Source organism: Streptomyces sp. NPDC005576 (assembly GCF_042871745.1).
Taxonomy (GTDB): Bacteria; Actinomycetota; Actinomycetes; order Streptomycetales; family Streptomycetaceae; genus Streptomyces.
This window is the reverse complement of sequence record NZ_JBIAJC010000020.1, coordinates 104,751-126,587: the sequence shown is the minus strand read 5'-3', so window position 1 is coordinate 126,587 and position 21,837 is coordinate 104,751. Positions and strand designations below refer to the sequence as shown.

Sequence of the window (21,837 nt, the reverse complement as noted above, 5' to 3'; positions counted from 1 at the left end):
TCTACGGTCGGGCAAACAGATGCCCAACGGTATAGGGGAAGACAATGACTCCCACCGAGACCACCACCGGCACACCCCGGCTTCCCGATCCGGCGGCCGAGTCGGCCCTGCTGCACGAACTGGAACCGGTCGTCGCGGAGAACATCGACCGCCATCTGACGGTCGTCCGGGACTGGAACCCCCACGACTACGTCCCCTGGAGCCGGGGCCGGGACTACGCCTTACTCGGCGGCGCGGACTGGGTCCCCGGCGACACCGCCCTCGACCCCGCCGTGCGGGCCGCGCTCGTCGTCAACCTGCTCACCGAGGACAACCTTCCCGGGTACCACGGGGACTTCACCCGCACGCTGGGCCCGGACGCGGCCTGGGGCGAGTGGACCAACCGCTGGACCGCGGAGGAGGCCCGGCACGGCATCGCCCTGCGCGACTACCTGGTGGTGACCAGAGCCGTCGACCCGGTCGACCTCGAACAGCGCCGTCTGGCCCACATGGCGGCGGGCAGCGGCGGCGCGCCCGGGGGCCTTCTGGAGACCCTCGCCTATGTCACGTTCCAGGAGTTGGCCACCCGGATCTCGCACCGCAACACCGGGGTCGCGACCGGCTGTCCGATCGCCGAGCAACTGCTCGCGCGGATTGCCGCCGACGAGAACCTGCACATGCTCTTCTACCGGAACCTGCTGGAGGCCGCCCTGGACCGGGCGCCCGACGACGCCATGATCGCCATTCGCAACGTGGTGCTCGACTTCCGGATGCCGGGCGAGAACCAACCCGGCTTCGCCCGCTTCTCGGCGATGATCGCGATGGCCGGGATCTACGATCTCCCCCTGCACCACGAGAAGGTTCTCATGCCCGTCCTACGGCACCTGCGCATCCTCGAACGCACCGATTTCGGCGCGGCCGGCGAGGCCGCGCGCGAGGAGCTGGCCCGCTTCGTGGACGAACTGGCGCAGCGCGCGGCTCACTTCACGGCCCGCCGCGAGGAACGGCTCGCCCGGCTGGCGCACCGCGCGTCGGCCTGAAGGCGGCCCCGTGCGGGCCTCGGGAGCCCGCACGGGAACGGGCGTACGGCCACTTCGGGTGCGGGGCGTACGCGGCTTCGGGGCGGTCGCACGTGGCTATGGGGGCGGTATAGCGGCCCCGCCGAGACTCGCCCGTGTACTGCCGGACTCGTACCGGTACACGATCCCCGCTCACCGACAGCTAAGGCACGCCTCATGACAGAGACCTCCGTGGCGACCACCGTGGCTTCGGCCGCCGTCGTCCTCACCGGCCCCGAACGCAGGAGGATCGGCGAAGTCGCCGACCGGCTGGCGAGAACCGGGCCCGCCGCGACCGACGACCTGAACTGGATCCGCGCCGTGCGCGACGCCTCGGCGGGACTGCCGCAGCGGTTGCTCGCCGAATTGCGCGCCTTCCGCCACGACGCGGGCCCCGACGGGGTGCTCCTCGTCCGCAACCTGCCCGTCTCCCCGGTCGGCGGGCCCCCTTTGCCTCCCACACCCACGCAGGCCGGTTCCGTGGAGCGCGTCGCGTCCACGGCGGCGGCGGTCGTCACCGCCACGATGCTCCAGCTGGGCGAGGTGATCGCCTTCCGCAACGAGAAGTCCGGGGCGCTCGTCCAGAACGTGGTACCGGTACCGGGGCAGGAACGCCAGCAGTCCAATGCGGGTTCCGAGCTGCTGGAGATGCACGTCGAGAACGCGTTCCACGACAACCGCCCGGACTACATAGGCCTGTTGTGCGTCCGGGAGGACCCGTCCGGCGAGGCTCGCCTGACCACCGCGTCCATCCGCCGCGCCTTCCCGCTGCTCTCCGCACGGGCCCGCACGGTGCTCTCCGAGGCCCGCTTCCTGACCGAGGCCCCTCCGTCCTTCGACGGCCGCGCCGGCGCCGCGCCCGCTCACGCGATCCTGCCGGGGGCCGCGGAGGACCCGGACGTCCTGGTCGACTTCCACGCCACTCACCCGCTCGACGGCGAGGCACGGGAGGCGATGGCGGAGCTGCGCGACGCCTTCATCCGCACCAGGTCCGCTCTCGCGCTCGCCCCGGGCGACCTCGCGATCGTCGACAACCGCCTCGCCGTGCACGGGCGTTCGCCGTTCGTACCGCGTTATGACGGCACGGACCGGTGGCTGCACCGGGTGTATGCGTCGCTGGACAATCGCCGCAACCGCCCACTGCGACACACGGCCGGCGCCGTACTCGACTGACCGAACACCGGTACGCCGGTACGCCGGAGGGGCCCGGGAGAGCGTTCCCGGGCCCCTCCGCACACCCCGCTCACGCCGTGGCGACCACCGGTCCCGGCAGGAAGCCCTCCACCCGCACACCGAGGCCCTCCTCGGCCGCGCGGTCCCGGACCCAACGGGCCAGCGCGAGGTCGAGCACCCCGAGGCCGAAGGGCGAGAACACCGTCCGGCGGCCCGGCTCACGGCGGAAACCGGACGTGCCGCGCAGCAGTGCCCCGATCTCAGCTCCCACGAACTCCCTTTTCCCGGTCGCCTCTTCGGCGAGATGCAGGGATGTCCGCTCGCGGCAGACGTGGTCGGTGTCGTCGACGACGTTCTGCGCGCCGAGCACCGCCTCCACCGTGAGGTCGCGCAACGACACGTGCAGCACCGTCGCGTCCGCCCGGAAGGCGGAGAGATCCATGTGCGGGGTTCCGGCCGTGGTCGCCAGCGACACCAGCCCGTACGTGCCCACCGCCTGCGACACGTCGTCGGCCACGCTCACCTCCACCCCCGGTGCGACGCTCTTGGCCCGCGCCCTGAACTCCTCCGCGCGGCCGGGGTCCAGGTCGTACACCAGCGCTTCGCGCAACGACGGCAGGCGCGCCGCGCAGAACCGCAGCACCTCCAGGTTGATCGGCCCGAGCCCGAGCAGCCCCATGCCCTGCGGAGCCTCGCCCCCCGCGGCCTCCGTGAGCAGGCCGGCGGCGAGTGCCGCCGAGGCGCCGGTCCGGCGGGCGGAGATCACCGAGGCTTCCATGAACGCCTCCGGCCGCCCGTCGGCCATCGAGTTCAGCACGATGGAGGCGCTGGCCCTATCGATACCGCGCGTCACATTGCCGGGGAAGCTGGCGATCCACTTCATTCCCGCCACGGTGTCGTCGCCGCCGAGGAAGGCGGGAAGTCCGATGACACGGTTGCGGTCGTCCCCGGGAAAGCGCAGGAAGACCGAGTGCGGCAGGGACGTGCGGCCCTCGTCGTGCAACCGATAGGCGTCCGCGACGAGTTCGAGCACCTCCTTCTCGCGCCCGTCCAGCAGGGTACGTACGTCGTCGTGGCCGACGATCAGCATGGAACGACCTCTCTCTCTTCTTCCGCCTCTTGCCGTTCGTCCCGTTCCTGTCCGGCCGGGAACCCCACGGAGTGCTTCCACAGATGGGAGACGTCGCCGAACCGATCGCGCACCCACGCATCGTCGTAGATGGTCTCCAGATAGCGGTCACCGCCGTCCGGCAGTATCAGCACGCAGGTGGAGTCCGCCGGTATCTCCGGCGCGATCCGCTCCAGCGCGGAGACCACCGCCCCGGACGACCCGCCCGCCAGCACAGCCTCTCGCTGCACCAGCCGTCTGCATCCCACCACGCAGTCCAGGTCACCGACGTGCACGACCCGGTGCGCGTCGGCCCGGTCGAGCACGGCGGGGCGCACCGAAGCGCCGTGGCCGGGAATGATCCGGCTGCACGCGCAGACAGAGTCGAAGAGCACGCTGCCGATGGCGTCCACCGCGACGATCTTCGTGCGCAGCCCCCGGCTCCGGACGTACTCGGCACAGCCGCCGAGCGTCCCGGAGGTCCCGACGGACAGCACCAGGTAGTCGACTTCCCCGTCCAGCGCCTCGTCGATCTCGGCCATGGTGGCCAAGTGCGCCTGAGGGTTGAGCGGGTTGGAGTACTGATCGGGGCAGTACGCACCGGGGATCTCGGTCAAGAGCCGGGCGACCAGCTTCAGCCGCTGCGGCAGCAGTTCCCCCGTCACCGGGTCCGGCTCGGTCACGATGCGCACATCGGCGCCGTAGGCCCGCAGGATCGCGATGTTCTGTGCCGTGGTGCGGGCGTCCACGACGCAGATGAAGCTCAGCCCGAAGTACCGGCACAACTGGGCGATCCCGATGGCGAGATTGCCGGAACTCGACTCGACGACCGTGGAACTGCCCGGCACCAACTGTCCCGACCTGATCCTGTCGAGCAGCATGCTGAGCGCGGACCGGTCCTTGATGCTGCCACCCGGGTTGAACCATTCGGTCTTGGCGTACACACGGGAGGAGAAGCCGGGAATCAGCCGCTCCAGTTCAACGAGCGGTGTCCCGCCCACCGCTGAGAGAATGCCTTTGAGCCCTGCGAACACGGCTCTCCCTTCGTGAAACGGCAATGCGTTGGGAATGCCGAGAGTTCGCGCCGACGCTATGGGCGATCTATAAGGATCCGGGACGTGGCCATAGACTTGCTCAAACCCCCTCCCCATGCAGCCCATTGGAGCCGTCGTGCCCCTCGATCCCGCTTTCGCCGGCCGTGTCTACCCGCCGACCGATCCCTACGAGGTGGAGCGGGAGAAGATTCGCGAGTTCGCCCTCGCGATCGGTGAAGGGCACCCCGCCCACCATGACCCGCGGGCGGCCCGGGCGCTCGGTCACCGCGACCTGGTGGCTCCGCCGACGTTCCTCTCCGTGCTGATGCAGCGGGCGACCGATCCGGTGGTCCTCGATCCCGAAATCGGCCTGGACTACTCCCGAGTGGTCCACCGCGATCAGCGGTTCGTCTTCGGGCGACCGGTCTGTGCGGGTGACGTCCTGCGGCTGGTCGTCCACATAGACGGGGTGAGGTCGCTGGCGGGCAGCGACGTACTCGAGCTGCGGGCGGAGGCCGAAGACGTCACGGGTGGGCGAGTGGCCACCATTCACATGTCATTGGTGGCGCGCGCAGCCTGAAGGCTCTTCGTTCACCCGCCGTGCAGGCGCCTCAGATACTCACTCGCGGAGGGCAGCGTCTCCCCCAGGATGCGCTGTTGCCGTGTGATCCACTCGAAGTGCTCGGCCGCCTCCCTGCGTTCCCGGTCCAGACGCGCCAGCGCGGGCGGCGCGATCGGCGGGCCGGTGTCCAGGGACGCCAGGACGGTGAGGTGCCTCAGATCTCCGCCGGTGAGCGGAAGGCCGCTCCGGTAGGCCGCGTCGAGGTCGCGCACCGCTGCGGAAGGAGGACGGGCGGACTGCGCGCACCAGAAAGGGCTGTCCCGGCGCGGCCCGAACGCGTAGTGCAGTTGAGCGAAGTCGCGGTCCGCCTGGTACCGGCACTCGGCTTCACGGTTGTAACGGTTCGCGGCGGCCTCGTACTCCCCGGCGACCGGCGGCAGGTGCCGCACGAGCCGGCGCAGAGCATGCAGGACATCGCCCGTCCGCGAGGTGTCCAACGGCTCCACGACGGATGCCGAACTCCCCAGCGCCACACAGTTCTTGACCCATACGCGACGAAGACGTCCCTGGGGCAGCGTGCAGTGGCGCACGTCTGCCTCCGCGGGGTCCTGGCCGCAGAGCACGGCGAGCTCCCGTGCGGCGTCCTCGGGGCGGGTGAACTCGGCGGCGTACACGTGCCCGACGCCGGTGCGTCCCGGCAGGTGCATCCGCCACAGCCATCCGTCGGGTGCGGCGAGCAGGTCCGTGTAGGGGGCGATGCTCCCGTCGGGGTCTGCGGGTGTGGTCAGCGTGACGGTGCGGTCACACGACAGCTGGTCGGGGTCGTCCGTGCGGGCTTCGCCGAGCGCACCGGCGAGCAGGGCGGCACGTGTTCCGGTGCAGTCCAGGAAGAACTCCCCCGCGACGCGCGACCCCTCCGTGGTGACGACGGCCACGACATGGCCGCGCGCGTCACGTTCCGCCCGCCCCAGGCTCCCCCGTGCCGTGCCCACGCCCCACCGGCCGGTCGCCACGCGGCGCAGGTAGGCAGTGAACAGCTCGGTGTCGACGTGCCAGCCGTAGGACAGCGCAGCCCGGTCGTCCAGCCAGCGCGGCGATTTCAGCGCGTCCAACAGTGGCGGCTCACGGAAGCAGGTGCGGTCCAGGGACTCAATCGTTTCCCCGGCGTTCCGCCGCCAGGCCCAGTAGTACGGAAGGGCGAATGCCGATATCGCGGTCCTGCTGCCTCCCACCGGATCGTAGAACCGGTCGGGATCCCCATGGGGAAGGTCTCTGGCCGCCCATTGCGCCGGGCCACCGGTGCGCCAGTTCGTATAGCGGGCGGCTACCCGGAAGGAGGCCCGGCAGGCGCGCATCCATACGGACTCCTGAATCCCGAGCGGATCGAAGAAGTCGCTCTGCATCTCCACGGGCAACGCCTGCACGCCGCCCGTCGCGGCCGCATCGGCCTCGGCATCGGTACCGTGCTCCCGCGTGGGGGCCTCGACGACGGTGATCCGTGCGGTGCCCCGAAGGGCACTGGCGAGGTAGGCGGCGCTGATCCAGCCGGCGGTGGTGCCCCCCACGACGACGATGTCTGCGATGCGTCTTTCCATCCCGTGATGCCATCCCCGCGGCCTATGGAGAATCTCCGGCGCGGCCCCGCGTCGGCACCGGATCGGTCCGCCACCGGCGATCGCGGCGCCTGCGGCGCACCACGGCACATCGTGGCAAAAGGATTTTGAAAGGACCCGGAAAGCGACTCTCCGTATTGTTCTGCCTGCACTGCACGGCATGCCGGACTCTCAGGGGGACACATGAAGCACACTGCTCTCCGCACGCAATTCTTCGTTCCGTTCGGCCTCCTCCTGGCGAGCCAGGCATTACTCCTGGCGGCGGCCGGGGCGGTCCCCGGCCGCATGCCGGCGCCCACCGGCAGCCCGTGGACGGGCGTCCGGACTGCCCCGTACAGGGACAGCCCGTGGACCGGCCCGACACCCCACACCAGGCCGGACGACCCTTGGACCCTCGCAACCTCCGCGTAGCCTCCGGGGCCACTCCCGGAGGGGGCGCCCGTGCGCCCGCGGACCCTTACGGCTTGACGAGTGCGAAGAGTTCCTCGGGGTCCGGCGGCGCTCCGGCCCCTCCGCCCGCACCGTCCGGGCCACTCATGTCCACCGCTCCGAGCAATCGCTCCGCCCGCTCCCGCCACCGCCGCCCGGCGCCCACATCCGCGAAGAGGCGGGCCGCGGTCCGTAGCCGCTCCAGGGCTCCCGGCCTGTCGCCCCGTATCGCCAGCAGGCAGCCCAGGACGGCCGCCGCCCGCCCCTCCAGGAACCGGTCCGGTACCTCGCGTGCCACCGACAGCCCCTCCAGAACCACCGATTCGGCCTCGGCCATCCGGTCCTGGCCCCACAGCGCCTCACCGAGAGCCCGCAGTGCGTGCGCCTCGCCACGCCGGTCCCCCGACTCCCTGACGAGTTCCAGGGCCCTGCGGCACGCCTCCTCCGCCCTGGCCCCTTCACCCAGCCCGGTCAGCGCCTCCGCCAGGCGCACCGAACTCTGCGCCTCGCCCCGTTTGCTGCCCAGCGCCCGGCCCCGGACGATGGCTTCGGCGGAGAGTTGCAGGCTCACGGCCGCCTCCCCACGCTCCAGTTCGATCTGTGCGAGCAGCCCCAGCATGTACGCCTCTCCGTACAGGTCGCCGACCGCACGGAAGCTTTCCAGGGACTCGCGGCCCGTCCCGGCCGCCCTGTCGAGGTCGCCCTGGTGGCGTTCGCACATCGCCGTGTTGCGCAGCACCAGCGCGCAGCCCTGCCGTTCGCCCTGCTCCTCGAAGAGCCTGAGTGCCAGGCCCTGCCGTTCACGTGCGCCGTCGTAATCCCACTGAACGATGTCCAAGGTGCTCAGGGAGTGCAGCATCACCGCCTCCCCCGACGGATCTCCGGCCCGCCGCACCGCGTCCAGGGACAGCTCCGCGCAACGCCGCCAGTCCTCCAGGTAGTTGCCTCCCTGGAAGAACGTGACGCTGAAGGACGTGAGCCCCCAGGCGTAGGACGCCGCCCCGTCGTCCTGCGCGGCTTGCTCCACCAGAGCCGCGATCGCCGCGCGCTCGGACTCGAACCAGCCCACCGGGTTGTCGAGCAGGTTCTCGACCAGGCGTTCGGGCAGCGGATGGAGCGCGGAGGGGTTGCGTACGACGGTGAAGTCTCCCCCGTAAATACGCCGATGAGCTTGCCGGGCGAGCCCCATCCAGCCCCCGTACACCCGGCGCACGGCGTCCCGGCGGTCGCCCTCGCTCTCTTCCGCGTACGCGCATTCGCGTGCGAACAGCCGGGGCAGTTCCTGGAACCGGTAGCGGACCTGGCCGTCGGTGCCCGCACTGAGCGGCTCCAGGAGCTGGGCGTCGACCAGTTCCTCGACCAGGTCCTCGGCCTCCGCGGGCTCGATGTCCAGCAGGGCCGCCCCGGCCCACGCGGCGAAGTCCGGCACGCACAACAGGCCCAGAAGGCGGAACATCCGGGCAGCGCCGGGCGCCAGATACCGGTAGCTGAGCCGCAGGCTGGCGCGTACGCCGCGCTCGTCGGGACTCAGCTCGTCGAGTCTTCGGCGCTGGTCCTCCAGGCGTCTGACGAGGGTGCCCACCGACCAGTGCGGCTTGGCGGCAAGACGGGCCGCCGCGATCCGCAGCGCGAGGGGCAGCCTGTCGCAGAGTGCGCTGATCCGGGCGGCACCCGCCGGGTCGGCGGCCAGTCTGCCGTCCCCCGCGACCCGGGCCAGCAGGGCAGCCGACTCGTTCTCGTCCAACGCGCCGAGATTCAGCGACTCGACGGCGTAGTCGCCGGCGAGCGCGCCGGCCATCGCGTCACGGCCGGTGACCAGAACGCAGCACTGTCCGGTGCCGGGCAGCAGCGAGCGGATCTGGGAGAAGGAGCGGGCGTTGTCGAGGACGATCAGGACGCGGCGGCCGTCCAGGATGTTACGGAACAGGTCGGCGCGCTCGTTCTGGTCGGCGGGTATCTGCGGGGCGGTGACACCCAGTGCGCGGAGGAAGCCGTCGAGAACCGCACCGGGGCGGCGCGGCGCCTCCTCCTCGTCGTACCCCCGCAGGTCCGCGAAGAGCCGGCCGTCCGGAAAACGAGGGGCGACCTGATGGGCCCAGCGCACGGCAAGCGCGGTCTTGCCCACCCCCCCGGCGCCCACGACGAACCCGACGGGCAGCGCACCACCACCGACCTTCCCCAGCAAAGCCCCCAATAAGGCGATTTCAGTACGTCTGCCGGTGAAAGACGCAACCGGTGGGGGAAGTTGCGTGGGCACAGCAGGGCCCGCGGACACCGTGACAGCCGGGGCCGCAGCTCCCAGCTCCGGAGCGTCGGCGAGAATCAGTTCATACAGGTCCTGGAGCGCGGGGCCGGGGTCTATCCCCAGTTCCTCGGCGAGACGCAGTCGCCCGGAGCGGTATGTTCCCAGCGCTTCAGCCCGTCGTCCCGAGCGGTACTGGGCGAGCATCAGATGGGCGATGGCTTGCTCGCGCAGTGGGTTCTCATGGATGAAGGCACGCAACTCACTCAGAAGTTGACGGTGTTGACCGAGCCCGATGCGCAACCCGGCGTACTCCTCGTACACATCGCATCGAAGGCTGTCGAGCCGGCCGGCTTCCGCCTCGACGCGGCCTGCCAGCACTCCCTCCAGGGCGGGGCCGCGCCACATGGCGAGAGCGTCCTGGAAATGGGCGCAGGCTTCCTGGGGCCGACCAGCCCGGGCAGCCTCCCGTCCGAGTGCCGCGCTCCGCTCGAACTCGGCCGCGTCGATCCGGTGTTCGCCCGTGTTCAGCATGTATCCGGGGTGGCTGGTGACGAGGACGTCGTCGAGGCCTGCCGCCTTCTTGAAGGTCTTGCGCAGAGCGGAGACGCAGATGGCGAGCTGGTTGCGGGCGGTGGCGGGCGGGCTGCCGTCCCACACCGCTTCGGCCAGGGCGTCGACCGAGACCACCCGGTCGGGGGCGAGCAGGAGCATCGACATCAGGGTGCGCTGGCGGGCCCCTTGCAGCGGCACGGCCCTGCCATCCACCTCGATGTCCAACGGCCCCAGGACACGGAATACCACCTGAAGCACCGAAGCCCCCGCTTTCCCCACGGCTACAACGCCCCCGTTGCCGCCTGTTCACGGAATCCGACAGATTTGCCACCGAACCTGATCAAGATGAAACCACTCTAGCCACAACACGCCACCCCTCAAACAGAGTTCCCCGATGGGAATCCGCTTCTGGCACATCCTTCCGGGCGGCCCGCGCGACGCGACCGGGTCCTGCGTGGGACCGGCCACCACCTTGGTCCAGGACGGCGCACCGCCTCCACCCCCACCCACCCGCGCGGACTTGAGACCCACTGGGCAGTGACATCGACTCCCCTCCCCGGCACCCCGATACTTCCGGCGAGGGGTCACGACCGTCTCAGGGCTGTCCCGCTCCCGGATCAGCCCACCAGATCCGGAGCACGCAGCATCTCGGACGGGATTCCCCAGGCGTCGACGAGGTCGGCCGCGAGGGGCCGGACCTTGCGGCAGAGCCGGTTCACCTCGCGGCTGATCGCCTTGGAGCGCTGGACGGTCAGCCGGCCGTGCTCCATGAACCAGGCCCGGTCCGCCTCGATCGTCGACAGGGCGAACAGATCGCACAGGAGGCCCAGCGCGGCCTTGTTGCCGCTCTCGGGCAGCCCGCGCACCTTGTCGGCGAACGCTTCCAGCACCAGCCGCTCGACATGCGCGCGGGCGACCGCGATCACGTGGTCCTGCACGCGGGAGAAGACGGCGCCCGGGTCGCGCTTCTGGTCGATCCCGCTCTTGAGCCGACGCGCCACGCCCGCCAGCATGTGCTCCTCGCGGTAGCGGAGCATGGCGAGTTGGTACTCCGGGTCGAGCAGGCCGGCCTCCTGGTCCCCCTCGTCGCCCCCGGGCAGCAGATCGCGTACCCGTTCGAGCAGTTTGTGCGCCGAGGTCTTCTCCAGCACGGTCTCGACGGCGATGCCGGTCACGTGGCGGACCATGCCGAGCTGGTCGAGGTCCTCGAACTCGCCGGCGTAACGGGTGAGCAGGCCCTTGGCCACGAGTTGCAGGAGGACGTGGTTGTCGCCCTCGAAGGTGGTGAAGATGTCGCTGTCGCTCTTGAGGGCGGCGAACCGGTTGACGGTGAGATAACCGGCGCCGCCGCAGGCCTCGCGGCACTCCTGGATGACCTTGGTGGCGTGCCAGGTACCGAGCGCCTTGGTTCCGGCGGCGCGTGACTCGAGGCGGCGCCGCGCCTGCGGGTCGTCCTCGGCGCCGGAGAACACCTCGTGCAGCTGGGTGCGCACCACGTCCTGGGCGAAGTGCAGCGCGTACGTGCGCGCGACGAGCGGCAGCAGGCGGCGCTGGTGGAGACCGTAGTCGAGGAGGAGTTGCTCCTCCGCTCGCGATGCCTCCTCGGAACCCGTCCCCGATGCCGCTTCCGACGCCGCTTCGAACTGCCGGCGCCGCACCGCGTACTTCACCGCGATCGCCAGAGCGACCTTGGCGGCGTTGATCCCGGCGCCGCCGACACTGACCCGTCCCTGCACCAGCGTACCGAGCATGGTGAAGAAGCGTCGGTCGGGGTTTTCGATCGCGCTCTCGTAGACGCCTTCGGCGGTGACGTCGGCGAACCGGTTGAGCAGTGCCTCACGCGGCACCCGCACGCCGTCGAACCAGATGCGGCCGTTGTCCACGCCGTTGAGGCCCATCTTGCGGCCGTCGTCCTCGATCCGGACGCCGGGCGCCGTCTCGCCACCGGACCGGATGGGCACCACGAACGCGTGCACCCCCTCGGACTTCCCGCCCACCTCCAGCTGGGCGAACACGACCGCGAGTTCGGCGTGGCGGGCCGCATTGCCGATGTAGTCCTTACGTGCCCCGTCGCCGGGGGTGGTGATGACGAACTCCTGGGCGGCGGCGTCGTACCTGGCGAGGGTACCGAGCGCCTGGACGTTGGAACCGTGCCCGCTCTCGGTCATCGCGAAGCAGCCCATCAGCTGCCCGGTGACGAGGTCGCGCAGATAAGCGTCGTGGTGGCGCTCGGTGCCCAGCTGCAAAATGGCGCCTCCGAAAAGCCCGAACTGCACGCCGATCTTGACCAGCACCGACAGGTCACCGAAGGCCAGCGTCTCGAACGCCGCGATCGAGCCTCCGAGGTCGCCGCCCCCGCCGTACTCGCTCGGGAAACCCATGCCGGTCTGGCCCGTCGCGGCCATCTCCACCACGACCTCGCGCACCCGTTCGCGGAACGCGTCGACGCCGAGTTCTTCGGCGTCCTCGAGAACGGAGGCGTGGTTCACCAGGTTGGTCCGGACGAGATCGCGGATCTCGGCGTACTCGCCGTCGAGCACCTCGGTCAGTGCCGGGACGTCGACCTCGGGCCGTGGGTAAGCGGTGTCGGCAGTGGATGCGTTGTCAGTGGCCATGGCATTTCGCTACCCCGACTCCGGACGATCAAGCGACGGCGGCCCGGCCGGGCCGTGCGGTGGCGAGAGGGGCGGCGAGGCCCGTAATCGCGTCGAACCCCGGGTGCCGGCTGCGGCTCGGGGAGCGCGTTCGAGACGTGCGGAGGGTGCGGGCGATGCCTGTCGGCCGTCCCGCACCCTCACGGGCGCGGGAGCCGTGGACGAGACTTGCTCGCCCCCCGCACCCGCGCCCCTCTCCACACGCCGCGTCCGAACCTGGGGAGCCCACCCGCGCCTGCCCGATCCGAACCGAATGAGCCCGGTCAGCGTTTCGAGAGTCCCGCCTGTCCGGCGCTGGTGTCCGACGGATCATGGCCGAGGTCGCGACGCCCGGCACGGCGCCTCGCGGCGTTGCCGAAACGCCCTGGTAGATCCGCTACCAGGCCACTTGGGCGCCCTGCGGTCGCACGCACCCGGCCCCGCTCCCTCTTCCGCGCGACAACCCCGTCCAGCCCCTAGTCCCACCAGCTCGCGAGCCCTCGGGTGATCGATCCCGCGACCTCCCCGACGCCGTCGACGACCTTGCCGACGGCCGGGGCCGCTTCCTCCGCAGCCTTCGAGATCAGCTTGCCCTGGCCGAAGGTGATGAGGCCGAGTGCGGCAGTGCCGCACGTCTTCGTGAACTCGTCGCCGTGCCAGTCGTGGGCGATTCCGCTGGCGACGACGGCGCCCAGGTCTGCCACCACCGAGGCCGCGCTGAGGACGCCGGCGAGGACCTCCAGGCCCACCGCGACCGGCACCATCTCCGGACCGGCGAGCAGCACGAGACCACCGGCGATGGAAAGGGCACCGGCTCCCAGGCCGGCGACGACGCTGAAGCGCTCGAAGGATTCCGCGTACTCCTCCGCGGTCTGCGGGTTGTCGATGCTTCCTTCTTCGCCTCCCTTGTCGGCCTCGTCGTTCTCGGACACGTCGACCTGGTTGACGCCGTTGTCCTTGGCCTCGCGCGCCTTCTGGGCGGCCAGCCGCGCGGCAGCCGCCATCTCCTGCCGGCGCTTCTGCGCGGCGATGGTGTGGGCATCGGCCGCGGCAGCCGCGGCAGCCGCCGCGTCCTTGCCCGCCTGGATGGACGAGGCGCGGGCGGAGGAGGCCGACGCCTGGGCCGATGCCGCCGAGGACACCGCGCTGCGGGCGGCGGAGGACGCCTTGTTGGCCGAGTGGTTCGCCGTGCGTGCCGCTGTACGCGCGGCGGCGGCGGCGTTCTTCGCCTTTTCGGCCGACGCCTTGGCGTTCTGTGCCGACTCCTCGGCGGCGTCCGCCTTCGCGTCCGCCTTCGTGGCGGCGGTCGCGGCGTCCTTCTCGGACTGCGACGCCTGCGCCTTGTACTTGAGGGCGTCCTGCGCCGCGTTCCGGGCCGTCGCCGCTGCTTGCTGGGCGAGTGCGGCGTTCTGCTGCGCCTGGTGGGCGATCTTCGCGGCGGCCGCGATGGCGCCTTGCATGGCGGCGATGTGGGCGGCCGAGTCGTAGTCGAGCTGAGCGCACCGGTGCTGGACCGTGGACAGGAAGTGGCGGCGTATCCACGCCGGTGCCTCCATGGCCGCCTGGGCGTATGCCTGGGTGTAGGGGCCTCCCGTGGTGAGCAGGGTGGCCGTGGCGAGCGCGTCGTCCTGCATCTGGGCTTCGATGTAGTGCTCGTTGAAGAAGTCGAAGAGCGCCTGGGGCGTGCTGCTGTCGAGGGCGTCGTTGGCGGCCCGTACCACTCTCTCCCCGGGGGAGACTGCCAGGATGCGCGCGATCGCGAAGCTGTGGTCGTCGGCGGTGGCATCGACGATCCCCGTGGTGAGGAACGCGGCGGCGGCCCCCGTCTCGCTGCTTTCGAGCACGGAGGCCGCCGCGTCACTGATGGCCGCGGTGCCCGCCTGGGCCACCGTGAGGACCGACTCACGGTCGTCCTGGTCTTGGGCCAGCTGCCGGCCGGCATCGATCCAGGTGTGGACGTCGGCGTCCAGACCGCTCACCGCGAACCGCGCGGCCTCGCGCGACCAGGAGCCGCTGGAGTTCATGACGGCGACGGCGGCCTTGTTTCCGAGGGCAGCTGCCTGGGCCAGGTCGCCGGAGCGCAGGGCGGACTCGGCCTGGGCGATGAGCGCCTGGGTCGCGTCGGACCTCTGTTGCTGCTGGGAGCGTTGCGCGCGCAGTTGCGCGCCCTGCTGCGCGTCGAGTTCGGCGAGCCGGCGGCACTCGTCCATGGCCTGGGTCTGTTCGTGGTCGAGTGCGTCCCACTCGGCCTGTCGCGCCGCCTCCTCCACTGCGACGGCCCGGTTGACGGCGTCGGTGGCGTTGTTCGCGGCGACGGTCGCCGCGTCGGCGTAGGTCTTCGACCTGTTCGCGTAGTCGACGGCCTGACCGGCGTACTTGGCGGCCAGGTCGGCGGCGTCGGCTGCCGCTTCGGCGTGGTCGGCGGCGCTGTTCGCGGCGTCCCGGGCGGTGCGGGCGGCGGACGCCGCGGCACTGGCGAGCGACTGCGACTTGTTGGCGGCGTTGGTGGCGATGGCCGCGTTGTTGTTGGCGATCTGCGCCTGCCGCTGGGCCTCGGCAGCCTCGGCCTGGGCGACACCGGAGGCGGCGGAGGCCGCCTGGGCGGAGGCGCTCGCGGCGGCGGCCGCCTGGCTCGCGGCACCCGCCGCGGCCTTCCCCGCACCGGCCGCCTGGTCCGCGGCGTTCGCGGCCTTCTCGGCAGCGGCCGCCGTGGTGCGTGCGGAGGCGGCCGCGTTACGGGCCTTGGTGGCGGCGGTCTTGGCGGCGGCGGCCTGGGCCGCGTCCTTGGAGGCGGCGACCGCGAAGTTGTACGCGCTCGCCGCGGCCGAGCCGGCGACGGCCGCCGCGTGGCTCGCGGCCACTGCGGCGTGGGACGCCCGGCGGGAGGCGGTGATGGCGGCGTGGGAGGCACGGATGGCGACCCGGGACGCCTCGGCGGCACCCTTCGCGGCCTGCGCCGCCTTCCGGGCGGCGTTGCCGGCCTTGGTGACGTCCTTCTGCGCGGCGGCCGCCTCGGTGGCGGCAGTCTGGGCCGCGGACTTGGCCTTGTCCGCTGCCTCCACCGCACGGGCGGAGGCCTCCGTGGCCAGCTTGGACTGGGAGTCCGCGAGGCGGCCCTCCTGCTCGGCCGTGCTGACCAGCTCGGTGATGGTGGCGGCCTCCTGGTCCCGGGCACGCGCTATGTACTGTCCCGTGTCCAGGAACCACTCGATGTCCTCGGCGGATCCGTCCAGGGCCCGGGAGGCGTACTCACGGACCTGAGGTCCGCCGCTCGCCGACAGCTTGGCCGTCGCCAGGGACATGTCCTGCAGGCGCGCGCTGTACTGCCCACCCGTCAGGAACGCCTCGAGCGCGTCCCTGGTGTTCGCGTCGAGAGCCGCGCTGCCCGCCGCCGCGACGTACTTCGCGCCGGATCCGATCAGGCTCGCCGTCGTCAGGGACAGGTCTTGCAAGTAAGCGGCCTGGTAGCCGTTTTCGAGGAATGCGGCGACGTCGCTGTCGGTGCCGTCGAGTGCCGCCGCGGCCGCGATGCCCATGCGCTTGCCGGCCGATGCCAGCACGGTGACGACCGTGGCACGGTCGTCGGCCGCCGCAGCGGTGGCCAGGCCGGTGGCGAGGAAGCCCGAGACATCGGCGTCCGAGCCGGTCAGAGCGGTTTCCGCCGCCGCGCGGACGGCCGGGCCACCCAGCATCCATGCCTTCACGGCCTTGCCGCGGTCCGTCTCCGGCAGAGCGAAGATGTCCGGCCCCGTCGTCCCGTCACCGGCCGTGGAAACGGGGTCGGCGTAGGCCGCGGTGGGGTTGAGGACCAGGCTGGAGGTCAGTGCACCGGCCGTGGTTCCGAGGAGGGCACCGAGCAGACGACGTCTGCTCCAATACGTCGTGTTCACGTGTTTCTCCCGATCGTTGCGCGACGGCCCCGGTGGGGGCGGGCGGCCGCACGGACTGTGTCTTCGGACTGGGCGGCACGGATCTTCCGGCGGGCGGCGACGAGCCCGGTGCGGGTGAGGTGGCGGACGGGCGGTGTGGTCCGGGTGGACGTCCCCTCCACGGGGATCGCGGGGGCGGGGAAGGCGAGCCCGGCCTCGTCGGAGGCATCCGCACCCCTCCGGGCGCTTCGCCGGCTGCGGCCCCGGCTTTCGGGACCCCGTCGGGGTCCGCGCGGAAGCTTCTCGCCCGGCGGTCAGCCATGCCGACGGGCAGGAAAGCAAAGAACTGGAAAAGTCGCACGCATCTCCCGCAATGCGCATGCAACTCGACGAGACATTTCGCCGGCCGCGCCACCCCCCTGGTCGCGAGCACCCCATTTCCTCACCATGGACAAGCACGAACACTCGGAGTTCCATGCGCCGGATCATGGAACATCCAATTCCTGGACCCGTCCATCACGCAAAATGGGACAGATGCAGGAACGCCGGATACATCCGCGTGTGACGTGCATCACACGGAGCCGATATGGAGGCTTCTCACCTGCTTATCGATTCGGCGTCCGGCTCGAGAACACCCGCTCCGCGATTTCCGGCTACAACGTCGAATTTCAGGAGGCGACGAGTTCATCGCCCTCGGCAACCAGGAACAACGGGCATCCATACGGTGCAACTCGGGCATCCCCCGACCCCTGACGCCCCGGAGAGCCCTCCGTCGCGAAGAGAACGAGGATCCAACTTCATCCCGCACTCGGACGCCTGCGTTATTTTCGCCATGTAACCAACTTGATCGCACGCGGGTGACGAATGGGGCATCACGGCCCCACCCGCACGACCTCCCCGAGCCCCGTGGCCGAATGTTTGACTCTCCATGGTGGACAAACACTCTTGGGCTGAGCTTCCATGACCTGGCCAATGATCTCCGGGAAAGGACGTACCGCGCAGTGCACCCCATACCGGAGTGGCCACTTCCGAACTCACTGCGGACCAGGTGAACCGGGGGTGAATTCAAGGAATCCCATGGATTCATTCGAGGCAATAACGAACGTGAGGACCGTCATGCGTACATCTGCCGCGACCGAGGCACGGACGAAGAACAGAGGGCTCTGGCGACGGGCCTCCGGCGTAGCCGTGGTGGCCGGTGCGGCCGTCGCGGTGGTGACGGCCGGCGGTCACTTCGGAGCGAGTGGCTCACCGGAAGCGGCGACGCGGTCCATCGTTCCCGCGGCCGACGAGGCGCCCGGCTACGCGGTCGAGGACTTCAACTATCCCGGTGCCGACCAGATCCTCGCCGACAAGGGCATCACCCTCAAGCGGGGCGACGGACACATCGTCCTCGCCGACTGCACGAGCACGGGTGAGCTGCTGCAGGTCAAGCAGATGGAGAACCCCCAGACCTCCGTCTGCTTCCGCGTCACCGGCACCAGCGGCCGGCTGACCCTGGAGATGCCTTCGGTCTTCTCGGTCAAGGGCAACGACTACGACGCCACCGTCTCCATGACCACCGACGGCGAGGACCGGTCGTGGGATCTGCAGAAGAACCTCTGGACCTCCGTCGGCGAGAGCGACGACGAACAGGGTCGCGAGTTCGCGCTCGTGGAGATCAGGACCTCCAGCTGACATCCTCCCCGACCTGAGAGCCGGGGATTCCCGCCTGCAGCCGACCGGTCGGACGGCAGCTTCGGGTGGGGTTCCTCTTTCTTCCGCACCGGGCCGTACGGGTGTGAGACCACGCGACCTTGACCGACGCGGGTCGGGCCCAGGTTCGATACCCACCTCGGGCGTGATCCCGGGGAGCACCTGGGTGCCGCCGGTCGCCCCGACGAACGACGCGAAGTGAGGGCCGCCCGCATCCTTGACCACGGTCACCCGGGACGGCGTCGAGGGGCAGGTTCCGGGACCACCGGACTTCGACCTCCGTCTCGGGACCGTCGCCTGACGGCGGTGACGTCGGCCGTGACGTCGGCCGTGACGTCGGCCGTGACGTCGTGAAGGGGATGCCCTGCCCCGGGTAGTCCGGGCCGGGCGTCCCCGTGCCGGGAGGGCCACGGCACCGCCACGCGTCCGGCACACCAGAACGCACAGTTCACCCGGTCTTCATGACTCCAGCGGTGCGGGGTGCACCAAATGATTCTTGGCGTGAGCATGCTCTGCTCTGCATCGCTCCCGTCACTCCCCTCAACCGGAGGCCCCCATGCCCGGCAGATCCGTGTTCCGACGCAGTCGCACCGCCCTCAGCTGTGCCTTCGCCCTCACCGCCGTGGCCGCTGCCGGCCTGTGGACCGGCATCGGCGGCTCGTCGTCCGCTCAGGCCGCGACCGGCGTACCCACCCCCGACCACGTGATCGTCGTGGTCTTCGAGAACCACGGCTACAGCCAGGTCATCGGCTCGTCGAGCGCCCCCTACATCAACTCGCTGAAGACCGGCGGCGCCAACCTGACCGCCTCCTATGCCGAGACGCACCCGAGTCAGCCCAACTACTTCGCGCTGTTCAGCGGGGCCACCCAGGGCATCACGGACGACAGCTGCTACACCCCCGGCTTCACCGCCAAGGCCAACCTCGCGTCCGAGCTGATCGCTGCGGGCAAGACCTGGGCGAGCTACAACGAGACGCTGCCCAGCCAGGGTTCGACCACGTGCAGCAGCGGTACGTACGCCCGCAAGCACAACCCGTGGTTCGGTTTCAGCAACGTCCCCACCTCGTCCGCCTACACGTTCCAGCAGTTCCCCACCGACTACACGAAGCTGCCGCAGGTCTCGTTCGTCGTTCCCAACCTGTGCAGCGACATGCACGACTGCTCGGTGTCCAGCGGTGACACCTGGCTGAAGAACAACCTCGGCTCCTACGCGACCTGGGCGAAGGCCCACAACAGCCTGCTCGTCGTCACCTTCGACGAGGACAACCGGCTCAGCGGCAACCGCATCCCGACGGTCCTCTACGGGCAGCAGGTGACGCCGGGCGCCACCTCTTCCACCACGTACAACCACTACGACCTCCTGCGGACGCTGGAGGACATGCACGGGCTCGGGCACGCGGGGAACGCCGCGACCGCCAAGGACATCACCGGAGTCTGGACGTCCTGACATGTATGTAGCGGACAGCCGCGCCTCCCGTGCGGGGTCCGCCGGACGCGCCGCCGGGCCGGGCACACAGCCGGCCCGGCGGCGCGTGGCGGTCGCCCCCACCGTGCTGGCGCTCGGCACGGTCAGTCTGATCACCGACGTGTCCTCGGAGATGGTGACGGCGGTCCTGCCGCTCTATCTGGTCGCGGGGCTCGGCCTCAGCCCACTCGGCTTCGGGCTGCTGGACGGCGTCTACAACGGGTTCTCCGCCCTGGTGCGGCTGGTGGGCGGCCACTTCGCCGATCGCGGGGGAGGGCGCCACAAACTCGTCGCCGTCTTCGGCTACGGCATCTCGGCGCTGTGCAAGCCCCTCCTCCTCATGGCCCACACCCTCACGCCCATCGGTCTCGTCCTGGCGGCCGACCGCACCGGCAAGGGGCTGCGCACCGCGCCGCGCGACGCGATGATCTCCTTGTCGTCGCCGCCCGGGACACGCGGCCGGGCCTTTGGCGTCCACCGTGCGATGGACACCGCGGGCGCCCTGCTCGGTCCGTTCGCCGCTTTCCTGATCCTGCGCGCCACGGTCGACGGCTACGACGCGGTGTTCACCGTGAGCTTCTGCGTCGCGGCGGTGGGCGTACTGGTGCTGGTGCTCTTCGTACCCTCCAGGACCGGCACCCCGCGCGCCGAGAAGCCGGCCGTCCAGCCCCGCTCCGCCCTGCGTCCCACCCTGCGCGCGGCCCTCGCGCTGCTCCGGCAGCGCGGGCTCCGGCGCATCGCCGTCTGCGCGCTCCTGCTGGGCCTCGCCACCGTGAGCGACTCGTTCGTCTACCTGCTGCTCCAGCACCGCGTCGGGGTGCCCGACCGCTGGTTCGCCCTGATGCCGGTCGGGACCGCCGCCGCGTTCCTGCTGCTCGCCCTGCCGCTGGGCCGGCTCGCGGACCGGGCCGGGCCCTGGCGGGTGTTCCTCGCCGGGCACGTCGCCCTGCTCGGCGCGTACGGTCTGCTGCTCTCGTCGTGGCACGGTGCCGCGCTCCCGTACCTGGTGCTCGCCCTCCACGGCACCTTCTACGCGGCCACGGACGGAGTCCTGATGGCGGCGGCCTCGCAGAGTGTGCCCGAGGAACTCCGCTCCTCGGGACTCGCCCTGATACAGACCGGACAGGCCTTCGCCAGGTTCGTCTGCTCGCTGGCCTTCGGCGCGGTCTGGACCGCGTGGGGCGACCGCACCGCGCTGCTCGCGGCGGCGGTCGCGCTCACCGTGTGCGCCGCGTTCTCAGTCCGTATGAGCCCGATCGCCCCGACCCCGAAGGTTTCCGCATGACGCGCCTGCGCTCCCGACTGCTCGTCCTTCTCTGTGCGGTCACCGTGCTCGCGGTCGTCGCCACCGGCGCCGTGCTGCACGCCGCGGCCAGGTCCGACCGGCTCGACGTGGCGAAGCCCGGCGGGCCCACCGTCGCGGCCGGCCGGGTCGTGCTCACGGACGAGCACCGGATGGTCTTCCGGAACATGGCGTGGGGGCCGCACCGGGACGAGCTGACCACCGTCCCGGTCGCGAAGCCCGGCGGCGCCCGCACGGCCTCGGGTGTCAAGTGCCTCCGCTTCTACGCCGCTTCGGGCACCGGAGTCTGTCTCCAGGCTGTGCACGGGGCGCTCCAGGACACCTACCGCGCCACCGTCCTCGACCGGAACCTGAAGGAGAAGGCGCACTACCCGATCCCCGGCATCCCCTCCCGCGCGCGCGTCTCCCCCAGTGGCCGACTGGCCGCCTGGACGGTCTTCGTGGGCGGCGACAGTTACGCGGGCACCGACTTCTCCACCCGCGCCGCGATCCTCGACACCCGTACCGGCACGCTCATACCGAGCCTGGAGGAGTTCGCGATACGGAAGGACGGCCGGCCCTACCGGGCCGCGGACGTCAACTTCTGGGGCGTCACCTTCGCTGCGGACGACCGGCACTTCTACGCGACCCTCGCCACCAAGGGCCGGACGTACCTGGTCCGCGGTGATCTGGAGGACCGTACGCTCACCACCCTCCGGACCAATGTGGAGTGTCCCTCGCTCTCCCCCGACGGCACCCGCATCGCCTACAAGAGCCGCGACGGGGGACTGCCCGCCGACGCCCCCTGGCGCCTGCACGTCCTGGACCTGAGCACGCTCGCCGATCATCCGCTCGCCGAGACCCGAAGCGTGGACGACCAGGCGGTCTGGAAAGACGACATCACCGTGGCCTACGCGCTGCCGGGAGACTTCGGTGCCGATCTCCACGAGGTCCCGGCGGACGGCTCCGGCCACCCGCACCGCGTACTGACCGCGGCGGTGTCCCCGGCGTACCTGTGAGTGCGGCCCACGCGAGTGGCGGGGGGGGGGGGGGGGGGGGGGGGCGCGCCCCGCCCCCCCCCCCCCCCCCCCCCCCCCCCCCCCCCCGCGGACGCGGAAAAAAGAAAAGAAAAAAAAACAA

Annotated in this window: 13 protein-coding genes; 7 read left to right on the top strand and 6 right to left on the bottom strand. The window is 70.8% G+C overall.

The genetic code is table 11. The features are described from left to right. Positions 1–44 precede the first annotated feature (44 nt). Together ACFYPN_RS29840 and ACFYPN_RS29835 are read left to right on the top strand one after the other, a co-directional pair. Complete coding sequence (locus ACFYPN_RS29840; RefSeq protein WP_389302545.1) at positions 45–1,019, top strand: acyl-ACP desaturase; 975 nt, start codon at positions 45–47, stop codon at positions 1,017–1,019. 195 nt (positions 1,020–1,214) lie between these two features. Then, positions 1,215–2,210, top strand: coding sequence for a TauD/TfdA family dioxygenase (locus ACFYPN_RS29835; protein ID WP_389302543.1), 996 nt, complete (start codon positions 1,215–1,217; stop codon positions 2,208–2,210). Positions 2,211–2,280: 70 nt separating this feature from the next. Here ACFYPN_RS29835 and sbnB read toward each other — a convergent pair whose 3' ends face one another. Both sbnB and sbnA read right to left on the bottom strand, forming a co-directional pair. Beyond that, entirely contained in the window at positions 2,281–3,300 is a 1,020-nt protein-coding gene (sbnB, locus tag ACFYPN_RS29830; protein ID WP_389302540.1) for a 2,3-diaminopropionate biosynthesis protein SbnB, read from the bottom strand. Continuing rightward, positions 3,294–4,319 (bottom strand): 2,3-diaminopropionate biosynthesis protein SbnA, encoded by a 1,026-nt coding sequence (gene sbnA / locus ACFYPN_RS29825; RefSeq protein WP_389302538.1) that lies wholly within the window; start codon positions 4,317–4,319, stop codon positions 3,294–3,296. Before sbnA ends, sbnB begins: the two co-directional genes overlap by 7 nt. A 148-nt stretch (positions 4,320–4,467) precedes the next feature. Here sbnA and ACFYPN_RS29820 point away from each other — a divergent pair, with 148 nt between their 5' ends. Next, positions 4,468–4,932 carry a MaoC family dehydratase N-terminal domain-containing protein gene (locus tag ACFYPN_RS29820; protein ID WP_389302535.1) on the top strand — a complete coding sequence of 155 codons (465 nt, stop codon included), beginning with the start codon at positions 4,468–4,470 and terminating at the stop codon, positions 4,930–4,932. Between the two features lie 11 nt (positions 4,933–4,943). Here the strand turns inward: ACFYPN_RS29820 and ACFYPN_RS29815 are convergent, their stop codons facing one another. The 4 genes from ACFYPN_RS29815 to ACFYPN_RS29800 all read right to left on the bottom strand — a co-directional run bounded on the left by ACFYPN_RS29815 (position 4,944) and on the right by ACFYPN_RS29800 (position 16,276). Then, positions 4,944–6,509 carry a tryptophan 7-halogenase gene (locus ACFYPN_RS29815; protein WP_389302532.1) on the bottom strand — a complete coding sequence of 522 codons (1,566 nt, stop codon included), beginning with the start codon at positions 6,507–6,509 and terminating at the stop codon, positions 4,944–4,946. Positions 6,510–6,984: 475 nt separating this feature from the next. Continuing rightward, entirely contained in the window at positions 6,985–10,002 is a 3,018-nt protein-coding gene (locus tag ACFYPN_RS29810; protein WP_389302530.1) for a BTAD domain-containing putative transcriptional regulator, read from the bottom strand. A gap of 368 nt (positions 10,003–10,370) precedes the next feature. After that, complete coding sequence (locus tag ACFYPN_RS29805) at positions 10,371–12,368, bottom strand: acyl-CoA dehydrogenase (protein ID WP_389302527.1); 1,998 nt, start codon at positions 12,366–12,368, stop codon at positions 10,371–10,373. A 494-nt stretch (positions 12,369–12,862) separates the two neighbouring features. Then, positions 12,863–16,276, bottom strand: coding sequence for an ALF repeat-containing protein (locus ACFYPN_RS29800; protein ID WP_389302524.1), 3,414 nt, complete (start codon positions 16,274–16,276; stop codon positions 12,863–12,865). A gap of 1,095 nt (positions 16,277–17,371) precedes the next feature. On the opposite strand from ACFYPN_RS29800, the gene ACFYPN_RS29795 reads away from it, so the two are divergent. The 4 genes from ACFYPN_RS29795 (at position 17,372) to ACFYPN_RS29780 (ending at position 21,716) form a co-directional block, all read left to right on the top strand. Beyond that, on the top strand, positions 17,372–17,932 hold the full coding sequence (locus ACFYPN_RS29795) for a hypothetical protein (RefSeq protein ID WP_358764969.1): 561 nt from the start codon (positions 17,372–17,374) through the stop codon (positions 17,930–17,932). 574 nt (positions 17,933–18,506) lie between these two features. After that, on the top strand, positions 18,507–19,397 hold the full coding sequence (locus ACFYPN_RS29790; RefSeq protein ID WP_358764967.1) for an alkaline phosphatase family protein: 891 nt from the start codon (positions 18,507–18,509) through the stop codon (positions 19,395–19,397). A gap of 1 nt (position 19,398) precedes the next feature. After that, positions 19,399–20,700 (top strand): MFS transporter, encoded by a 1,302-nt coding sequence (locus ACFYPN_RS29785; RefSeq protein ID WP_358764965.1) that lies wholly within the window; start codon positions 19,399–19,401, stop codon positions 20,698–20,700. Further along, entirely contained in the window at positions 20,697–21,716 is a 1,020-nt protein-coding gene (locus tag ACFYPN_RS29780) for a TolB family protein (protein ID WP_389302521.1), read from the top strand. The genes ACFYPN_RS29785 and ACFYPN_RS29780 overlap by 4 nt, the downstream gene beginning before the upstream one ends. Positions 21,717–21,837 lie beyond the last annotated feature (121 nt).

Excerpts from the sequence above, each read along its gene's own strand:
- ACFYPN_RS29835 (WP_389302543.1), top strand. The coding sequence starts at position 1,215 with ATGACAGAGACCTCCGTGGCGACCACCGTGGCTTCGGCCGCCGTCGTC.
- ACFYPN_RS29795 (WP_358764969.1), top strand. The coding sequence starts at position 17,372 with ATGCGTACATCTGCCGCGACCGAGGCACGGACGAAGAACAGAGGGCTC.
- ACFYPN_RS29815 (WP_389302532.1), bottom strand. The coding sequence starts at position 6,509 with ATGGAAAGACGCATCGCAGACATCGTCGTCGTGGGGGGCACCACCGCC.
- sbnB (WP_389302540.1), bottom strand. The coding sequence starts at position 3,300 with ATGCTGATCGTCGGCCACGACGACGTACGTACCCTGCTGGACGGGCGC.
- ACFYPN_RS29820 (WP_389302535.1), top strand. The coding sequence starts at position 4,468 with ATGCAGCCCATTGGAGCCGTCGTGCCCCTCGATCCCGCTTTCGCCGGC.
- ACFYPN_RS29785 (WP_358764965.1), top strand. The coding sequence starts at position 19,399 with ATGTATGTAGCGGACAGCCGCGCCTCCCGTGCGGGGTCCGCCGGACGC.
- ACFYPN_RS29790 (WP_358764967.1), top strand. The coding sequence starts at position 18,507 with ATGCCCGGCAGATCCGTGTTCCGACGCAGTCGCACCGCCCTCAGCTGT.
- ACFYPN_RS29805 (WP_389302527.1), bottom strand. The coding sequence starts at position 12,368 with ATGGCCACTGACAACGCATCCACTGCCGACACCGCTTACCCACGGCCC.
- ACFYPN_RS29840 (WP_389302545.1), top strand. The coding sequence starts at position 45 with ATGACTCCCACCGAGACCACCACCGGCACACCCCGGCTTCCCGATCCG.
- ACFYPN_RS29780 (WP_389302521.1), top strand. The coding sequence starts at position 20,697 with ATGACGCGCCTGCGCTCCCGACTGCTCGTCCTTCTCTGTGCGGTCACC.